Raw genomic sequence first — 16,496 nt, 5'->3', positions numbered from 1 at the left:
TTGCGACCATGATTTGCGGAATAGATTAACGAGAATATTGGGAGATACGGGGATGTTGGCGAAATCGAGGCTTGGCGGGCTGCTGTGCATTGGCCTTCCGCTTCTTACCCTTTCGGCTTGCGAAAATGGCCCGGGCAGTATGTTTGGTGACCAGAAGATTGAGGTCAAGGAAACCGCCTATCCCGAAAAAGTGCTGTGGGGCGACACTCATTTGCATAGTGAAAATTCGCCGGATGCTTTTGGTTTCGGTAACAGGCTGCCTCCGGAAGATGCCTTGCGTTTTGCCCGCGGTGAAGAAGTAACATCCACGATGGGCGTAAAGGCAAAGCTCGCCCGGCCGCTCGATTTCCTGTTGATATCGGACCATAGTGACGGGCTCGGTTTTACCAAGCGGCTGGCCGATGCACCTCGTTTTCTGCTGCCCAACGACACGCTCAAACGCTGGCATGACATGTTCAACGGAGGCCCCGACGAATCGACCAAGGCGATGAACGAGATGATCGATATGGCCGGCGATCCCGAGGTCAATAAATCGATCGCCGACCCGAAAGATCTTGAGGAAGATACCAGGTCAATCTGGAGCGATTTTATCGAGACTGTGGAAGACTATGACCAACCGGGAAAGTTCACCGCACTTCTCGGCTTTGAATATACCGCGATGCCGGACGGGAATAATTTGCACCGCGTCGTCATGTTCCGCGATGGCGCTGACAAGGCGGGACAAGTTACGCCCTTCCCCGCGACCATCGGCCCCAGACCAGATCAGCTATGGGACTATATGGATGGCTACGAAAAGAAAACCGGTGGACGGGTATTGGCGATCCCGCACAATAGCAATGTCTCCAACGGCTTGATGTTCCAAATGACCGGGCCCGGCGGCCAACCGATGACGGCGGCGGAGGCCAAACGCCGAGCGCGGCTGGAGCCGGTGGTCGAGGCGACCCAGATCAAGGGCGACAGCGAAGCGCATCCGTTTCTCTCGCCCAATGACGAATTTGCAGGCTATGGCACGCGGGGATGGGACAAGGCCAATCTCAACGCCAAGCAGCCGACCACGCCGGACATGTATGGCGGCAATTATGTCCGCGAGGCGCTCAAGCGCGGTCTTGCCATCGCCCAGCGAACAGGCGAAAATCCTTATAAGGTGGGGATGGTTGGCTCGACCGATTCGCACACCTCGCTGGCAACGGCGGATGAAGATAATTTCTTTGGCAAACATACCGGCAACGAACCGACATCCGAAGGCCGCGATAGGGTAACGCCGGCGATGAATCTGGGATCGCGACTGGGGCGGTTTAACTGGAATTACCTGGCCAGTGGTTATGCGGCTGTCTGGGCAACCGCCAATACGCGCAAAGCGATCTGGGACGCCTTTGCCCGGCGTGAAGTCTACGCCACCACCGGTCCCCGCATGACGGTGCGGCTATTTGGCGGATGGGATTTTTCCGCAGACGACTTTCAAAAGGACTGGGTGAAGGAAGGATATAGCCGCGGTGTGCCGATGGGCGGTGATTTGAAAGCCGCTAACGGCAAAGCGCCGAGCTTTATCGTCTCCGCGCTAAAGGACCCTGATGGAGCCAATCTTGATCGGGTACAGATCGTCAAAGGCTGGACTGACGAGGCGGGGAACACGCAGGAGAAGGTGTTTGACATCGTGTGGAGCGAACCGGAGAAACGCAAGGTTAGCGGCGGAAAGGTTCCCGATGTCGGCAACACCGTCGATCTCAAAACTGCGAAATATTATAATGATATCGGCGCGCCGGAGTTACAGACCGTCTGGACCGATCCTGAATTTGATCCCGCCGTTCGCGCCTTTTATTATGTCCGGGTAATCGAAATACCAACCCCGCGCTGGGTCCTCTATGATGCGGTGCGATACAAATTGAACTTGCCCGAGGAAATTGATCTGGTGTCACAGGAACGCGCCTATACTTCGCCGATCTGGTATAGCCCCTCAGCATGAGTGAGCTTGAAACCCGCATCGACCGACTGGAGTCGCTGGACTCAATCCGTCAACTTCCGGCGAAATATGCGCTGACATTGGACATGCGCGACATTGACATGATGGTGACGCTGTTCCCGGAGAATGTGCGTGTGGGGAAAGACGCTTCGGGTCGCAAGGCTTTGCGCGCCTACATGGACCGGACATTACGCTCGCCGTTTACTGGTACGTCCCATCATATTGGCGGGCATATAATTGAATTTGACGATCCCGATCATGCGCACGGGATTGTCTATTCGAAAAACGAACATGAAACACCTATTGAAGGCGGCGATGACGAATGGGTCATTATGCAAATGATGTATGTCGATAATTATGTACGTCAGGACGGCCGCTGGTATTTTGAACGCCGCTTGCCGCTCTACTGGTATGCAACGGATTTGAACAAACCGCCGGTGGGCGACAATAAAATGCGCTGGCCGAACAGCGAGGCAACGGAAGGCAATTTTCATAAACTCTTCCCCAGCTTTGCCGAATATTGGGAACGTGACGGTGACCATGATGGTCCAGTTCCCGAGCCCGCTCCACTCGAAGGTTTCCTTAATGCGATGCGGCGAGGGCAAGCGGCTCCGAAAGTCAAGGTCAGGGCGGACTAGCGATGGCAGCAAAGGCTCTTCGTGTGATTGGCTGGGTGGTGCTTGGGCTGATCGTGTTGGCGGTGTTGCTCTACGGTGGCTATCGCATTGCGTCTTCGATCACACGCTATGGAATCGACAAAACCGTCGAAATCGAAGCGCCCAGTTCACCCAAATCCAACCCGGAATATTATGCTTTCGGCTATCAACCCGAGCTGACCTATTCGGAAGAACGGGCGCAATGCCGTGAACGCACGTCAACGAAGAAGGCGATGTTTGGCGATTTGCATATTCACACCGCGATTTCTGCCGATGCTTTTCCTGACGGAACGCGCACTTTTCCCGATGATGTCTATAAATTCGCAAAAGGTCAGGCGATCACCCTGCCGGGGCCAGGCGGAGTGTCTCGAGGAAAGATGCAGCTTGACCGCCCTCTGGATTTTGCGGCGGTCACGGATCATGCCGGGACGTTCGGGGAAGGATATGTCTGCCGTACAAAAGGCGCCTTTCCGGGTTATGATAGCGAAGTTTGCCAATCTTTTCGGGCGGGCGGGGAAGATGGTGTGCGCGCGATCATGGGTATCAACGGCACGACGCGGCCAGAACGCCCAGAAGCTGTCTGCGGACCGGACAACAAGGACTGCCTCGCTGCCGACAAGCTGGTCTGGCAGGACATGATCCGTTTCGCCGAAGAGGCCTATGACAAGTCACCATCTTGCAACTTCACCAGCTTGGTCGGTTACGAATATACGCGAGCGCCCAATGCACAGCATATGCACCGCAATACGATTTTTCGGAACGCACAAGTTCCCGCGCGCGCCGCGAGCTTTGTTACCCACCCGACCACCTATGGTCTATTGTCGAGTTTCGAGAAGGAATGCCGGCTCGGGATCGACGGGTGCGATGTTATTTCGATACCCCATAATTCAAATATTTCCGGCGGCAATGCCTTCAACCTGAAATATATGGATGGCTTTTCCGAAAAATCGCAACAGGCCTTCTGGATGCTCCGCAACGCCTATGACCGGTTGATGGAAATCACCCAGCACAAGGGGACGTCTGAATGTATCAATGGCGCGACCGATATATTGGGTGATGTCGATGAGCTTTGCGATGTCGAGGCGATACGGCGTTTTGGCAAAGCCGAAAAGGCTCCGGAAATTACCAGCTATCTGCCAGCGCTCAAGGACTCCAACAGCCCCGAATGTTCCGATGAATATTCAGATGACAAGGATAATCTATACAAAGGCTTTTGCCTGTCCTCCCGCGACTTTGCGCGTGGCGCGCTGCTTGAGGGTATGACGCAGGGGCAGGTCGGCCCCAATCCATTTGAGTTTGGTTTCATCGGTAGTACCGACACCCATATCAGCGCAGCGGGTGCTGTGGATGAAGGTAGCTGGAAAGGTCATATCGCTTATGAAACCGATCTGGCTGGCAGACTGCAAGCCGAGGCAGGGATTGGGCGTTTTAACCGGTTGATCAGCAATCCGGGAGGTTTAGCTGGTGTCTATGCTGTTGAAAATTCGCGTGATGCAATTTTCCAGTCGATGAAACGGCGGGAGGCTTTTGCGACATCCGGCCCGCGGATTGAGCCACGCTTTTTCGCCGGACGTTATCCAGTGGACCTTTGTTCAAAAAACAACTGGCTCGAAATTGCTTATCGAGACGGCACGCCCATGGGTTCCAGCCTTGCCGCGCAACCCAGAGGGTTTCAGCTTCTGGTGCAAGCCAAGCGCGACCCGATGTCAAAGCCGCTGGAGCGATTGCAGCTTATTAAAGGCTGGATTGATGGAAATGGCCGCAAGCACAGCAAAGTCATCGATCTGGCCAATGCCAAGGGCAGCGATGACCTGTGCGTGGTTTACAGCGATCCGGACTATGCGCCTTCCTTGCCGACTTATTATTACATGCGCGCGGTAGAGGAAGCGTCATACCGATGGAGCTATCGCCAGTGCATGGCGCTGCCCCAAGCCAAGCGTCCTGCGGGATGCACCAATGATCAACCCAAAAAGATCTATGAAATGGCCTGGGCATCGCCGATCTGGTTTACGCCCGGCGATAAACCGGCTTTGGCGGCGAGCGCAAACTCACCGTCTATTATGCATCGCCGGCATTGAGGAATCGCAGCCCTATATCTGGCCTATATCTGGATTTCGCGGATCAACCGGTTGAAGCGCCCGATCCCGGCTTCGGCTTGAAACGGTAACGGCAAGCCAAGAGATAAATGCGTAGCATATTTACAACAAAATTACGCATTATGATAGAAAAATTGCTCTGAGCAATCAATATGGATGGTTGTTTGGTTTAAGATTACGATATTCGATTGTCGGTCTCAAAATTCCATGATACTAAGGCCGGAGAAGATCGGATGAAAACCGACAATTGTTTAAATCAACGTTCAGATTGAACGCTTCAATGGGGAGGCAATTACATGTCATTGGGCCAAAAATCACGATTCCTGGCAGCGATCACCGCAACTTCGGTGCTGGCATTATCGACGCCGGTATTTGCGCAGAATAGCCAGGCAGCAGAAGACAGGGTGACGGGAAACAGCATCATTGTTGTGACCGCGCAAAAGAAATCTCAAAATCTGCAAGACGTTCCGATTAGTATCACGGCTTTTGATGCCGAGGCATTGCAAGCCGAGCGACTCGAGGGTGTTGCAGATATCGGGCGATTGACCCCCGGCCTGTACGTAACACCCAACCCTGCCGATCCAACCGGTGTGCGTATCAACATTCGCGGGATAGGCACTTTTGATCCTCAAGTTGGTCAGGATAGTCGTATCGCTGTTTATGTCGACGGTGTGTATTTGGGTAAATCGCAGGGTCTGGCTTTTGATTCCCCTGATTTGGAACGCGTTGAAATTCTCAAGGGTCCGCAGGGCACCCTCTATGGTCGTAACTCGGTGGCCGGTGCCGTCAATCTGATTTCCGCAGTCCCCGAGCCTGGCGAATGGTCTGGCAAATTGACTGCAGAATATGGCCGTTTCAATCACAAAAAATTCTCCGGTGTTGTCAATGCGCCAATCGGTGAGAATGGGGCGATCAGGCTGTCAGGGATGATCAAGGATCAGGATGGCTGGGTTAAGAACGATGGTCCGGGCACCGATTTTGGTGGTAGCACGTCCTATGGTTTCCGCGCTGCAATGGGGGTCGATCTGACGCCAACATTTAATGTCGTTGCGGCGTTTGACTACAATAAAGTCAAAACCGAGCCGTTATTCTATCAATCAATTCCGGGATTTGCCAATCCGGGTTCCCTGTTTGCCGCGTCCGTTGCTACCGCAGCGGGCCGTCAGAACCGGGTGACGACTTCGTTCACCAATGAAAAGGGCGACCTCGATAATTTGGGCGCGTCGATTACGGCCAACTGGGAAGTAGCCGACGATCATAATTTGAAATTTATCGCTTCCTATCGCGAAACCGAAAGCAGCCGGTTTGTTGACCTGATACCGACAGCAAATCCCGCCATCATCAATGGCATATTGAACAGTGATATTATTCCCAATCCTCCGGCACCAGGAGGTATTCCCGGTGTCCAGTCGATCAATAATTTGATTGCAGGCTCCGCCTTGGCTTTCCAACTTGCTGGCAGGCCCATCCGCGCTGACTTTGCAAATCCGTTTGTAGGTCCGGGTTCCGCCAAAAATGGACTTTTTCTCTCGCCTCCCGGCGGTTCACCAGCGTTGTCCGATCATGAGCAATATAGCTTTGAACTAACCTATAACGGCGAAGTCATGGATGGCGCGCTGGAATATACTCTGGGTGCTTTTTACTTTGGCGAGAAAACCGGAACGCCAATTGGCTTCCCGGGCAATCGAAATGATGCCAATAGCTATTTGTTCATTCTGGCGGGCCTCAGCCCGGCGCTGGGCTCACCGATCATTACCTCTGCTCTGACTGCCGGAGGCCTCGCACCTACTCTGAATAATCCAAATGTTCCACAGGCGACAAAGAATTTTCTGATCCAGACACAACTGCTTCCTTCGGTAAACACGCTCACCGCAATTTACGGTGGCGCGCGGCAATCGGCGGCCAATGAACTGCGGATCAGCACGGACGCGTTTGCACTTTATGGCGAAGCAACCTGGCATGTAAGTGACCGGCTGCGGCTTACCGGCGGGCTGCGGTTCTCGGATGAAAGCAAGGATGGTTTCGGACAGGCGGTATCGCCATTTTTCCTCGACAACGTTGACCTGCTGGGCAATGTGATACAGCCTAATATCTCGACCTTTCATTATAATACGATCAACCCTTCGGCCATTATCGAATTCGATATTCATCCCGACATCATGTATTACGCCAGCTTCAAGCAATCTTTCCGTTCCGGTGGTTTCAACCAGGGCGCGGTTGGCCTGAGGTTGCCGCAACAGACCTTTGGGCCTGACTTCAATTTTGGCCGGGAAAAAATCAACGCCTATGAGTTCGGTATGAAAGCGGATATTTTTGACAATCGCGTCAGAATAAATGCCGCTGGCTTTTACTATGACTTTAAAGACCAGCAGACCACGGTTTCACTCAACCCCATCGTTGCAACATCGCGCGCCGTTGTAAATGCAAACGAAAAAATCTGGGGTGCGGAAGTAGATATTCTGGTTTCGGTGACGGATGAACTGTCGCTTTCGGGTTCCTATAGCTATATCAATGGCAACGCGGGCGATGTGGTCAATCCGATCACCGGCGTTGCGCAAGTGCGCACCGAACTTCAGGGAACCCCTAAAAACAGTTTCCGGGTCGGCGCCAGCTATGATGGGCAGATAAGCGACAAGGTCGGGATATTTGCCAATATCAGCTACAGTTACAAGGACGACGTTCTGGCCATTCCGGAGAACCAGCTGCGCCTGTCTAACCAGAATCTGGTCAGTGGCCGGATCGGTATCGATCATGAAATGGACAATGGTAACAAATTCACCTTTTCTGTGTGGGGCGAGAATATATTTGATGACAAATATCAGATTGATTCACTGCCGTTCGAAACCTTTGCGTTCCGGACGCAGGTGTTTGGACAGCCAGCCACATATGGCGTGACCGCCGGCATTGAGTTTTAAGATCTAAATCAGAGCTTCGTCACAAGGAGGCGGGTGATCGTGAGGTGACCCGCCTTTTTTATGTGATCAATAAAACATTCCTGTCAGAGAGAAAGCTTAGTCATTGACGCCCAGCGCATCCCGCGCCGCAATATAACCAAATGTCAACGCTGGGCCGATAGTAACACCTGCTCCAGGATAGCTTTCACCCATCGCGGAGGCGGCGTTGTTGCCGACAGCATAAAGCCCGACAATGGGTTTGCCTTTATCATCCAAAACCCGCGCCTTGGCATCTGTCGTCAAGCCTCCATTGGTTCCAATATCGCCCGGATAGAGTGGCATCGCATAAAACGGCCCCTTGTCAATCGGGGCGAGACAGGGATTGGGCGTTACACTGGGGTCGCCGTACATTTTATCATAGGCTGCTTGGCCACGATGATAATCGGGATCCTCGCCCTTGGCGGCATGGGTGTTAAAGCGCGAGACGGTGGCCTCAAGCGTTGCCGTATCGACACCAATCTGTTCCGCCAGTTCGCTGATGCTGTCGGCCTTTTTCATGATGGTCTTGACCTGACCATCTTGAAACCAGTCCGGGATTACAGGCAGCAGCGGACCGGCGGGATATTTGCGGCGATAATCAGTATCGAACACAAACCAGGTCGGGCTGGCGTCGCCATGCTCGGCCTCGCGCCGCGCCATTTGCTGGCCAGTGACGTGATAAGACGCGGCCTCGTTGAGATAGCGCTCGCCTTTCTGGTTGACCATGATGCCGCCGGGCAGAGCGCGTTCCATCGTGCACAATCGTCCCCCCGGTTCACCCGGCACGTACCAGACCGGCGCGGCCCAGCTGCTCTGCATGTTCATGGTCCCGGCACCGATTGCCTGTCCCGCGACGATGCTGTCGCCGGTGTTGCCCGATGTCCCACCCGAATAGATTGCATTTTGGTAGAGTGGTGCGTGTTCTTCGCGCATCTGCTGGTTCTTGTCGAAACCACCAGCGGCGAGGATCACGCCTTTGCGCGCTTTGATCCGCATGTCGCGACCGCTATGACGGATCACAGCGCCTGTGACCTTGCCCTCGGTTTTGATCAGCTCTTGCATCGGGCTTTGTAGCCAGAGCGGAACATTTTTTTCGTTGAGCGCCAAACGCAACCCCCCGACCAGAGCGTTGCCCTGTGTCAGGCGGCGATCCTTGTCCGAGGTAAAGCGAAACGGCAGGTCGAGCCAGTATTTGGAAAGCATTTTAACCAGTGTCATCCACCAGCCTTTGGGCCGATACAGGAAGGTATAGGCCTCGCCTATGTCCCAGTTAATATAACCGAACAGGCTGGCGGCGGGCGAAGGGTGACGCAAAGTCCGGATCGACGGGTCAGTATATTTGCCTTTCATCGGCAGCGGCAAATGGGTGCGATAGCCGGTCGGGCTGCCGCCGGGATTCTCAGCGTGATAATCCGGGTAAGGGTAGGAGATATAACTGACCGGCGCATTGGCTTGCATCCAGCGGAGCATGTCCGAAGCTTTCTCTACATAGGCACGGATATTTTCGTCGGGCACATTGTCCGCAGATAGAGCCCGCACATATTTAAATGCATCTTCGGTATCGTCCTCAAAACCCTCCGCCTTGGCGTTATCGCTATCTGGTATCCAGATGCCCGCGCCAGACGTGGCGGACGTGCCACCCCAAAGTTTTTCCTTTTCGATGATCAGGACGTCGGCATGATTATCGGCTGCTACCAGAGCGGAGAGAAGTCCACCTGCGCCGGATCCCACAACCAATATGTCGACTTCCTTGTCCCATGTACTCATGTCGTTTTTCCCTTGTGCAAATCCGGGGCAAATGGATTTTCTCTGTTCAAAATCATTTCGGTTCTTTGGCGCAATCGATCATCTAGCGACTCGGGTTGTGGAATGATCCAGTAATCGCCACGCTCTATGCCAGCAAAGACGAGCGGCGCAAATTGGTCCGGGGTAAGCCCCTTCCGGTCCGCCATCGCCCGCAGCGATTGCATGAATTTGGAGGACTGCGCCGGAGCCTCGTCTCTCATCAAATCTGTTTTGACCGGACCAGGAGCGAGCAGTGATACAGACACTTTGCTCCCGAATTGCGCCAATTCGCCTGCTAATGCTTCGGTGATGGCGACCACCGCAAATTTCGTCGCAGAATAGGGCGCCATCAATGGTGAAGGGTAAAAACCACCAACTGATGCCGTATTGATAATCCTGGCTGGTCGATCCGCCGCAATCATGCGCGGCACAAAAGAACGGATTGCGTTGACGACCCCGCCAATATTGACATCCATTGCGCGTTGCCAAATTGCCTTTTCAATGTCCCAACTCAGTCCGCTCGTTAGAATGCCTGCGTTGTTGAACAACAGGTCGACAGAACCAAATTCTGAAAAAGCGGTGACGGCAAGGGCGTCAACAGCTTCGTCATCGCTCACGTCGGTTGGGACGGCGATCACATCAGTAGAAATTTCTGACGCAACTTTGTTAAGCGCATCAGCACTCTGATCCGCCAAAACAAGTTTTATGCCGAGCAAAGACGCATGACGCGCCAACCCGGCCCCAATGCCGCTAGCGGCTCCGGTTATAACTGCGACACCGCCGTTGATGCGAACCGTGTCATTCATGAAGGCAGATAGAGTTGCGCCGATTTACCGCCATCGACGGGCAGCGCCACGCCGGTGATATAGCTCGCCGCGTCGGACAGCATGAAGAGGATGGTTTCAGCCAGTTCTTTCGGTTCCCCGCCACGCCCCATCGGGATGGCTTCGGAGGTCTTTGCCGCAATATCGGGCGCTTTGGCGGCGAAATCCTCATTGCCGGCGGTCTGCACCTGTCCCGGAACAATAGCATTAATCCGGACGCCGGACCGCGCGGCTTCCATCGCGGCGACGGCGGTAAACTGGATCAGCGCTGCCTTGGACGCCGAATAGCTCGACATATTGGCCGCAGCGCGGATCGCGGTTGTCGAAGAGATGTTCACAATCGATCCTTTTCTCGCAGCTGTCATGATTTTCATCGCCGTCTTAGTGCCCACAAAGACCGCGTCGGCATTGACCGCAAAATCTTTGCGCCAATGTTCGAGTTTGAGTTTGGCGATCGGCGCATAATGCACCGCCATCGCATTGTTGACCATCATGTCGAGGCGACCGTGGCGCTCCGCCACATCTTCAATCAACGCGGTAAAGGCATCGCTGTCGGTCACGTCAAGTTGGTGTGCTTCCACTTTGCCCCCAGCATCTTCGATTGCTTTGCGTGTCGCTTCCAGCTTCTCTTCGCCGCGCGCGCAGACAATCACCGTAGCTCCCCGTTCTGCCAATAGTTCCGCCGTTGCGCGGCCGATGCCGTCGCTACCGCCGGTGATGAAAGCAACATGGTCGGAGAAATCCTGGCTCATGATGCAGCTCCCACTTGGTTCAGTTTCGGATCGGGCTTATAAGGCGTTTCAATACAACTTGTCCCGCCCGGCGTGTACATCATCGTGACGCAGCGGTTACAAGCCGTACAGCCCGATTGTGTGATTGCACCCGATTGCAGATCATTAACAAAATTGGGATCAAACACCAGCGCGCGGCCTAACGCGATGGTATCAAAACCGTCCGCCATGGCATTTTGGACGCCATCGAGCGACTGCACACCGCCGAGATATGCAAGCGGCATATCCACATTAGCGCGAACCTGCTGCGCCAATTCCCGCAAATAGCTCTCTCGAAACACAACATCCTTGGGTTCGGTTAGCGACTGAATCCAGCTGCCAATTTTGACAATCGCATTGCCGCCGCCGCTGGCCTGCGGAAGGGGCGAGCCGAACATCGCGGTGATCGATTCCACATTCAGGCCATTGGAAAGCACCGCCATATGCGCACCGTCCGCCTCCAGCCGCTTTGCAACCGCAATCCCATCCGAAATATCATTGCCCTTGGGACCATCGGTCATCGAATATTTGACCACCACCGCGAGATCCTTGCCCACCGCATCAAGCACTTTTTTGAGCACTTCGGACGGAAAATTCATACGCCTCTCTATGGAGCCACCATAGTTATCGTGGCGTTTGTTATAGATTGGGGAAACAAATTGGCTGAGTAAATAACCGTGACCCATATGCAGCTCGACCGCATCAAAACCGGCTTCCTTCGCGCGGATAGCTGCAGCAACAAACTCTCCCGCCATTGCACTAAGCTCTTCACGGTTCATCTTCTTCTTGAAATACCGCCCCGACATCACGCCTACCTTGTTGAACCCACCGCTCGATGAAAGCGGTTTGTTGGTCTTCAGCGAGTCCTTGTCGAGAAAAGTAAAGCTGCCCGCATGGGTGATCTGTGCGCTGGCCGCTGCGCCATGTTTATGGACAGCGTCGGTGAGCGAACGAAAATCTTTGAGTGACGCATCGTCCAAAACGGCCTGATCAACAAATGTTCGCCCATCCGGTGAGGTCGCGCAATAGGCAACCGTGGACATCGCCGCACCGCCCTCGGCAATGCGCTCATGGAACCGCGCCAGCCCCTTGGTTACAATCCCGCCCTTGGCCATGCCTTCATTGGTGGCGGCTTTGACAAAGCGGTTGCGCAGCGTCAGCGGGCCGATTTTTGTCTCACTAAACGGAGATACAGCTTGCGATTTCAATTTTTCCTCCATAATCTCCACGCATTTGCAGCTTTTGGTGGCAAATTGTCAACTGAATGCGTAGAAAAATAGCAAATAAATTACGAATATTGGCAATGGAGAGAGAGTTTGGACCATCTGAATGATAAAGTCGCGCTGATAACCGGCAGCGGGCAAGGCGTGGGTCAGGGGATTGCCTTGGCAGCAGCAAAGGCAGGAGCAAAGATTGCGCTGGTTGGCCGGACGGCAAGCAAACTGGAAGACAGCCGTAAATTGATTGAAGACTTGGGAGGAGAGGCCATTTGTCTGTCTGCCAACGTGAAGTTCGGCGATGATCTGAAAGCGGCGGTGGACAGGACAGTGGAAAAATTTGGCGGGATTGATGTGCTGGTCAACAACGCGCAGGAAGTTCCACTGGGGCCGCTCGACAAGATTTCGGATGAAGCCTATCTTGCAGGGTTTGAATCGGGTCCGCTCGCGACTTTGCGGTTGATGAAACTGGTGCATCCGATCATGAAAGAGCGTGGCGGAGGGGTAATTTTCAATTTGATTTCCTCGGCCGGTATCCGCTGGGACATGGCCAATTATGGCGCCTATGGATCGGTGAAACAGGCAATCCGTCCGCTGACCCGCGCTGCTGCTTCGGAATGGGGCGGGGAGGGCATAAGAGTGTTGTCCATTGCACCGCATGCCAAATCGCCGAGCCTCAATTACTGGATTGAAAATAATCCTGAAGAGGCGGAGGCTTTCTTCCGGACGATACCGCTTGGCCGGGTTGGAGAATGCGAAGGTGATATCGGACAGGCAGTTGTTTCGCTCTGTGCGCCGGAGATGGGTTATCTGACCGGTGCGACTATTCCCTTGGATGGCGGTCAGGCCAATTTTGACTAGGAGCGGAATATGGAGAAAATAATCTACGCGCTCTGGGATGCGGATGCTGACCAGCTATTGGCTGGTTTGGCTGAGCGATTGCCAGATGAAACCAGCAATCTGCGGGTCAACCTGCAAGATGAGGATGTGGCGGCTGGCAAGGGGCTAATCCAGTCCCGAGGGGATGCTCTGCCAAATGCGTTGGTTCAGCTCTGGTTGCCGTCAGCCAATCCGATTTTTCGCAGTGAAACGGACAATGTGATTGCCGAATATTGTGCATCCTTTCACGCTTGGCTGATCGCGGAGTCGGCGATTATTCCCAACGAAAAACATCCGCCTCGATTGGGCAAACGAACGGAGGGATTTTCCCAAATGGCGTTCCTGACATTGCCGGAAAAACTGGACTGGCAGCAATGGCGCGCGATCTGGCGTGACTATCATACGCGCATCGCCATCGATACGCAGTCCAATTTTGAATATATTCAAAACCTAGTTGTCGAGCCACTGACCGAAGACGCACCCCCTTATATCGCGATTGTCGAGGAATGTTTTCCAGTAGAGGCGCTGACCAATCCGCTGGTCTTTTTCGATGCCGTCGCCGATCAGGAAAAATTCGAGAAGAACCTGGCGACAATGATGGATAGCGTCGGAAGGTTTATCGATCCCGGCACCATTGATGTCTTTCCGTCCAGCCAATACGACCTCAGCTAGAATTTAACCCGCCTGAGCACCGCGCACGAGCTTGCCGGGTCGTGCGCCGGTCGATTGATCAAACCGCCGGATAATTTCTCCCGAGACAATGGTTGCATCATAGCCCGTGGCCTGCTGATGAAGGCGTCGACCACCGGCGGGTAAATCACGGACGATTTCCGGCAGATGGAGCTTGAGCTTGTCAAGGTTGATGACATTTATATCGGCTTTTGCGCCGACTTTCAGGACGCCGCGATCATGGAATCCTGCGGCCTGTGCGGTTTTTGCCGAGAGCATATGCACGGCTTCCGGCAGCGAAAAACTCAGGCCATTTCCATCTCGGACATATTGGGTGAGCAGATAGGTCGAGTAACTGGCATCGCAAATTGCCCCATAATGCGCACCGCCATCGCCCAGCGCGGGCACGCATTGCGGATGGCTGAGCATTTCATGTGCGCTTTCCAGACTGGCATTTTCATAATTCCCTAGCGCAGCCAAAAAGAGCCCGTTTCCATCGGTTTCCAATATCCTGTCATAGGCCACCTCCTGCGGCGTACATCCGCGTGCTGCTGCCTGTCCTGCCATACTTGTTTCCTTGGGTGGCGCGTAGTTTGGCGGATCATCAAGCGGGAACATCCAGTCCCAATTGCGGGCCAGTTCGTTAAACGGATGGCCTTGGGCAAAGTCCTCGCTCAAAAGCGCCTTGCGGAGATCGGGATCGCGCATCGCCTTCACCTGTTCGGTAATTGGCAGGCCAGCAATCTTCTGCCAACTTGGGCAAAGCACGAAGGGGTGGACGGTGAGTTCAAGGCCCGCGATCAATCCTATCGGTCTGGGTAAAACCTGTGCTGTCACCTGATGACCTTCGCTGCGCGATTGCTCAATCATATCCAGAACCTTGCGCCAACGTGGCGGGCCGTCATTGCCGCTTGCCAAGGTGAAGGTCGCTGGCCGTCCGCTGGCCGCCATGACTTTTTCGATCACAGGATATTCCTTGTCCCAGCCGCTAAATGCATCGAGTACGATCTGAAAGGTACCTGATCCCGCATCGCTCATGCCCGAACATATTTCGGATAGTTCTTTCACATCGGCATCGAAGGTCGGGATGCTGCCGCCATCTGCGGTTTTATGGATGGATAGCCGCGATGTTGCAAAGCCAAGTGCACCGGCTTCAATTGCTTCTTTCGCCAATGCGCGCATTTTTGCGAGATCATTGTCGGTGGCCGGTTCCTGCGCCGCGCCGCGTTCGCCCATGACGAAAACGCGCAGCGGCGAATGAGGCAGGTAGGCGGCAACATCGATGTCGCGCTTACCAGCATCAACACGATCGAGATATTCTGGAAAACTCTCCCAGTCCCAGGGGAGGCCTTCGGTCATAACCACTCCGGGGATGTCTTCCACACCTTCCATGACGTTGATCAGCAGAGCCTGGTCTTCCTTTCGGCACGGCGCGAATCCGACACCGCAATTGCCCATTGCCACCGTTGTAACGCCGTGAGAGGATGATGGGCTGAGTTCTTCCGACCAGATACACTGGCCATCATAGTGGGTGTGAATATCGACAAAACCGGGTGTCACGATGCAGCACGATGCGTCGATTTCTTCCGCGCCATTTCCGCCGACATCACCAATGGCAGCGATTTTTCCATTCCCGATAGCCAGATCGCCTTCCCGTTCGGAACCGCCGGTTCCATCGACAATCGTTCCGCCACGAATTACCAGATCATAGTCGCTCATATGCCTTCACTCTCCATTTGCGTAAAATTCTAGGCTTTTCTTTTCGCAAATCTACGCTAATTATAGATAGTATATTCAATTTGCGTCGAATCGGAGGGATCATAGCATGACTGAGGCCAAAGTGGCACTGGTAACAGGAGCAAGTCGGGGCGCAGGCGCGGGAATAGCACGTGGTTTTGGCGAGCTGGGGTACACCGTCTATGTTACAGGACGCACCGTGACGCCGGGTGATGCCAAGGGCTGGGATGGCACGGTTCTGCCCGGTACCGTCGCAGAAACTGCTGCCAAAATCACGGAATTAGGCGGAAAAGGCATCCCCGTGATGTGCGACCATGCGGATGACGAGCAAGTCGCGGCTTTGTTTGCGCAAATCGAGAAAGAGCAGGGACGGCTGGATGTTCTGGTCAATAACGCTGCCTATATCCATCATCAGTTGATCGAGAAAAAACCGTTTTGGGAGAAAGAGCCCGAAGCGGTTAACATCCTCGATGTGGGGTTACGCTCCGCCTATATTGCAAGCTGGCATGCGGCGAAGATGATGGTGAAGCAGGGTAGTGGGGTGATCGCATTTGGCTCCTCTTTTGGGGCCAGCTGTTATATGCATGGCCCGGCTTATGGCGCGCAAAAGGCAGGTCTGGATAAATTCGCGCATGATATGGAGCATGATTTGCGCGACACTGGCGTGATTGCGGTGTCGATCTGGATGGGGCCGCTGGTGACCGAGCGCTCGTTGATCGCGCAGAAAACCAATCCCGAGCAATATGAAGGCTTTATCGAAACTGCGGAAAACCCAGAATTTACTGCGCATATCATTGAGGCCATTGACAAAGCCGGAAATCGTGATGAGCTGTCGGGGCGGACCTTGATTGGCGCTGAGATTGCCAAGGAACTGGGCGTGACTGATCGCGGAAAAGAAAAACCGAGCTATCGCGATATGCTGGGAAGTCCGAACGACAAGAACCCGGCTGCGGTTTATTAGGATCCTGAA

General features: G+C 54.1%; 12 protein-coding genes. 7 read left to right on the top strand and 5 right to left on the bottom strand.

What is annotated here, in order from left to right; translation table 11 throughout:
- The first annotated feature begins 52 nt into the window (after positions 1 to 52).
- From HF685_RS05440 to HF685_RS05425, 4 genes are all read left to right on the top strand, one after another.
- Positions 53 to 1,963, top strand: a complete 1,911-nt coding sequence (locus HF685_RS05440; RefSeq protein WP_168818634.1) for a DUF3604 domain-containing protein — start codon at positions 53 to 55, stop codon at positions 1,961 to 1,963.
- Entirely contained in the window at positions 1,960 to 2,598 is a 639-nt protein-coding gene (locus tag HF685_RS05435; RefSeq protein ID WP_168818633.1) for a nuclear transport factor 2 family protein, read from the top strand. Before HF685_RS05440 ends, HF685_RS05435 begins: the two co-directional genes overlap by 4 nt.
- A 2-nt stretch (positions 2,599 to 2,600) precedes the next feature.
- A complete protein-coding gene (locus HF685_RS05430; protein WP_168818632.1) occupies positions 2,601 to 4,694 on the top strand; it encodes a DUF3604 domain-containing protein in 2,094 nt (697 codons plus the stop codon).
- 314 nt (positions 4,695 to 5,008) lie between these two features.
- Positions 5,009 to 7,627, top strand: a complete 2,619-nt coding sequence (locus HF685_RS05425; protein WP_168818631.1) for a TonB-dependent receptor — start codon at positions 5,009 to 5,011, stop codon at positions 7,625 to 7,627.
- 96 nt (positions 7,628 to 7,723) lie between these two features.
- Here HF685_RS05425 and HF685_RS05420 read toward each other — a convergent pair whose 3' ends face one another.
- The 4 genes from HF685_RS05420 to HF685_RS05405 are packed head-to-tail and all read right to left on the bottom strand — an operon-like array spanning position 7,724 to position 12,244.
- Positions 7,724 to 9,412 (bottom strand): FAD-binding protein, encoded by a 1,689-nt coding sequence (locus tag HF685_RS05420; protein ID WP_168818630.1) that lies wholly within the window; start codon positions 9,410 to 9,412, stop codon positions 7,724 to 7,726.
- Positions 9,409 to 10,236 (bottom strand): SDR family NAD(P)-dependent oxidoreductase, encoded by an 828-nt coding sequence (locus HF685_RS05415; protein WP_168818629.1) that lies wholly within the window; start codon positions 10,234 to 10,236, stop codon positions 9,409 to 9,411. Before HF685_RS05415 ends, HF685_RS05420 begins: the two co-directional genes overlap by 4 nt.
- Positions 10,233 to 11,006, bottom strand: a complete 774-nt coding sequence (locus HF685_RS05410) for an SDR family NAD(P)-dependent oxidoreductase (RefSeq protein ID WP_168818628.1) — start codon at positions 11,004 to 11,006, stop codon at positions 10,233 to 10,235. Before HF685_RS05410 ends, HF685_RS05415 begins: the two co-directional genes overlap by 4 nt.
- Positions 11,003 to 12,244 carry an NADH:flavin oxidoreductase gene (locus tag HF685_RS05405; protein WP_168818627.1) on the bottom strand — a complete coding sequence of 414 codons (1,242 nt, stop codon included), beginning with the start codon at positions 12,242 to 12,244 and terminating at the stop codon, positions 11,003 to 11,005. Before HF685_RS05405 ends, HF685_RS05410 begins: the two co-directional genes overlap by 4 nt.
- Positions 12,245 to 12,340: 96 nt before the next feature.
- On the opposite strand from HF685_RS05405, the gene HF685_RS05400 reads away from it, so the two are divergent.
- Positions 12,341 to 13,102, top strand: a complete 762-nt coding sequence (locus HF685_RS05400) for an SDR family NAD(P)-dependent oxidoreductase (RefSeq protein WP_168818626.1) — start codon at positions 12,341 to 12,343, stop codon at positions 13,100 to 13,102.
- Positions 13,103 to 13,111: 9 nt separating this feature from the next.
- Complete coding sequence (locus HF685_RS05395) at positions 13,112 to 13,792, top strand: EthD domain-containing protein (protein ID WP_168818625.1); 681 nt, start codon at positions 13,112 to 13,114, stop codon at positions 13,790 to 13,792.
- Between the two features lie 3 nt (positions 13,793 to 13,795).
- Here HF685_RS05395 and HF685_RS05390 read toward each other — a convergent pair whose 3' ends face one another.
- A complete protein-coding gene (locus HF685_RS05390) occupies positions 13,796 to 15,508 on the bottom strand; it encodes an N-acyl-D-amino-acid deacylase family protein (RefSeq protein WP_168818624.1) in 1,713 nt (570 codons plus the stop codon).
- Between the two features lie 106 nt (positions 15,509 to 15,614).
- Here HF685_RS05390 and HF685_RS05385 point away from each other — a divergent pair, with 106 nt between their 5' ends.
- Positions 15,615 to 16,487, top strand: coding sequence for an SDR family NAD(P)-dependent oxidoreductase (locus HF685_RS05385; protein WP_168818623.1), 873 nt, complete (start codon positions 15,615 to 15,617; stop codon positions 16,485 to 16,487).
- Positions 16,488 to 16,496 lie beyond the last annotated feature (9 nt).

Origin of the sequence: Parasphingorhabdus halotolerans (assembly GCF_012516475.1) — a bacterium.
GTDB lineage: Bacteria > Pseudomonadota > Alphaproteobacteria > Sphingomonadales > Sphingomonadaceae > Parasphingorhabdus > Parasphingorhabdus halotolerans.
The sequence above is the reverse complement of the archived record's forward strand: the minus strand, read 5'-3'. Positions and strand labels throughout refer to the sequence as shown.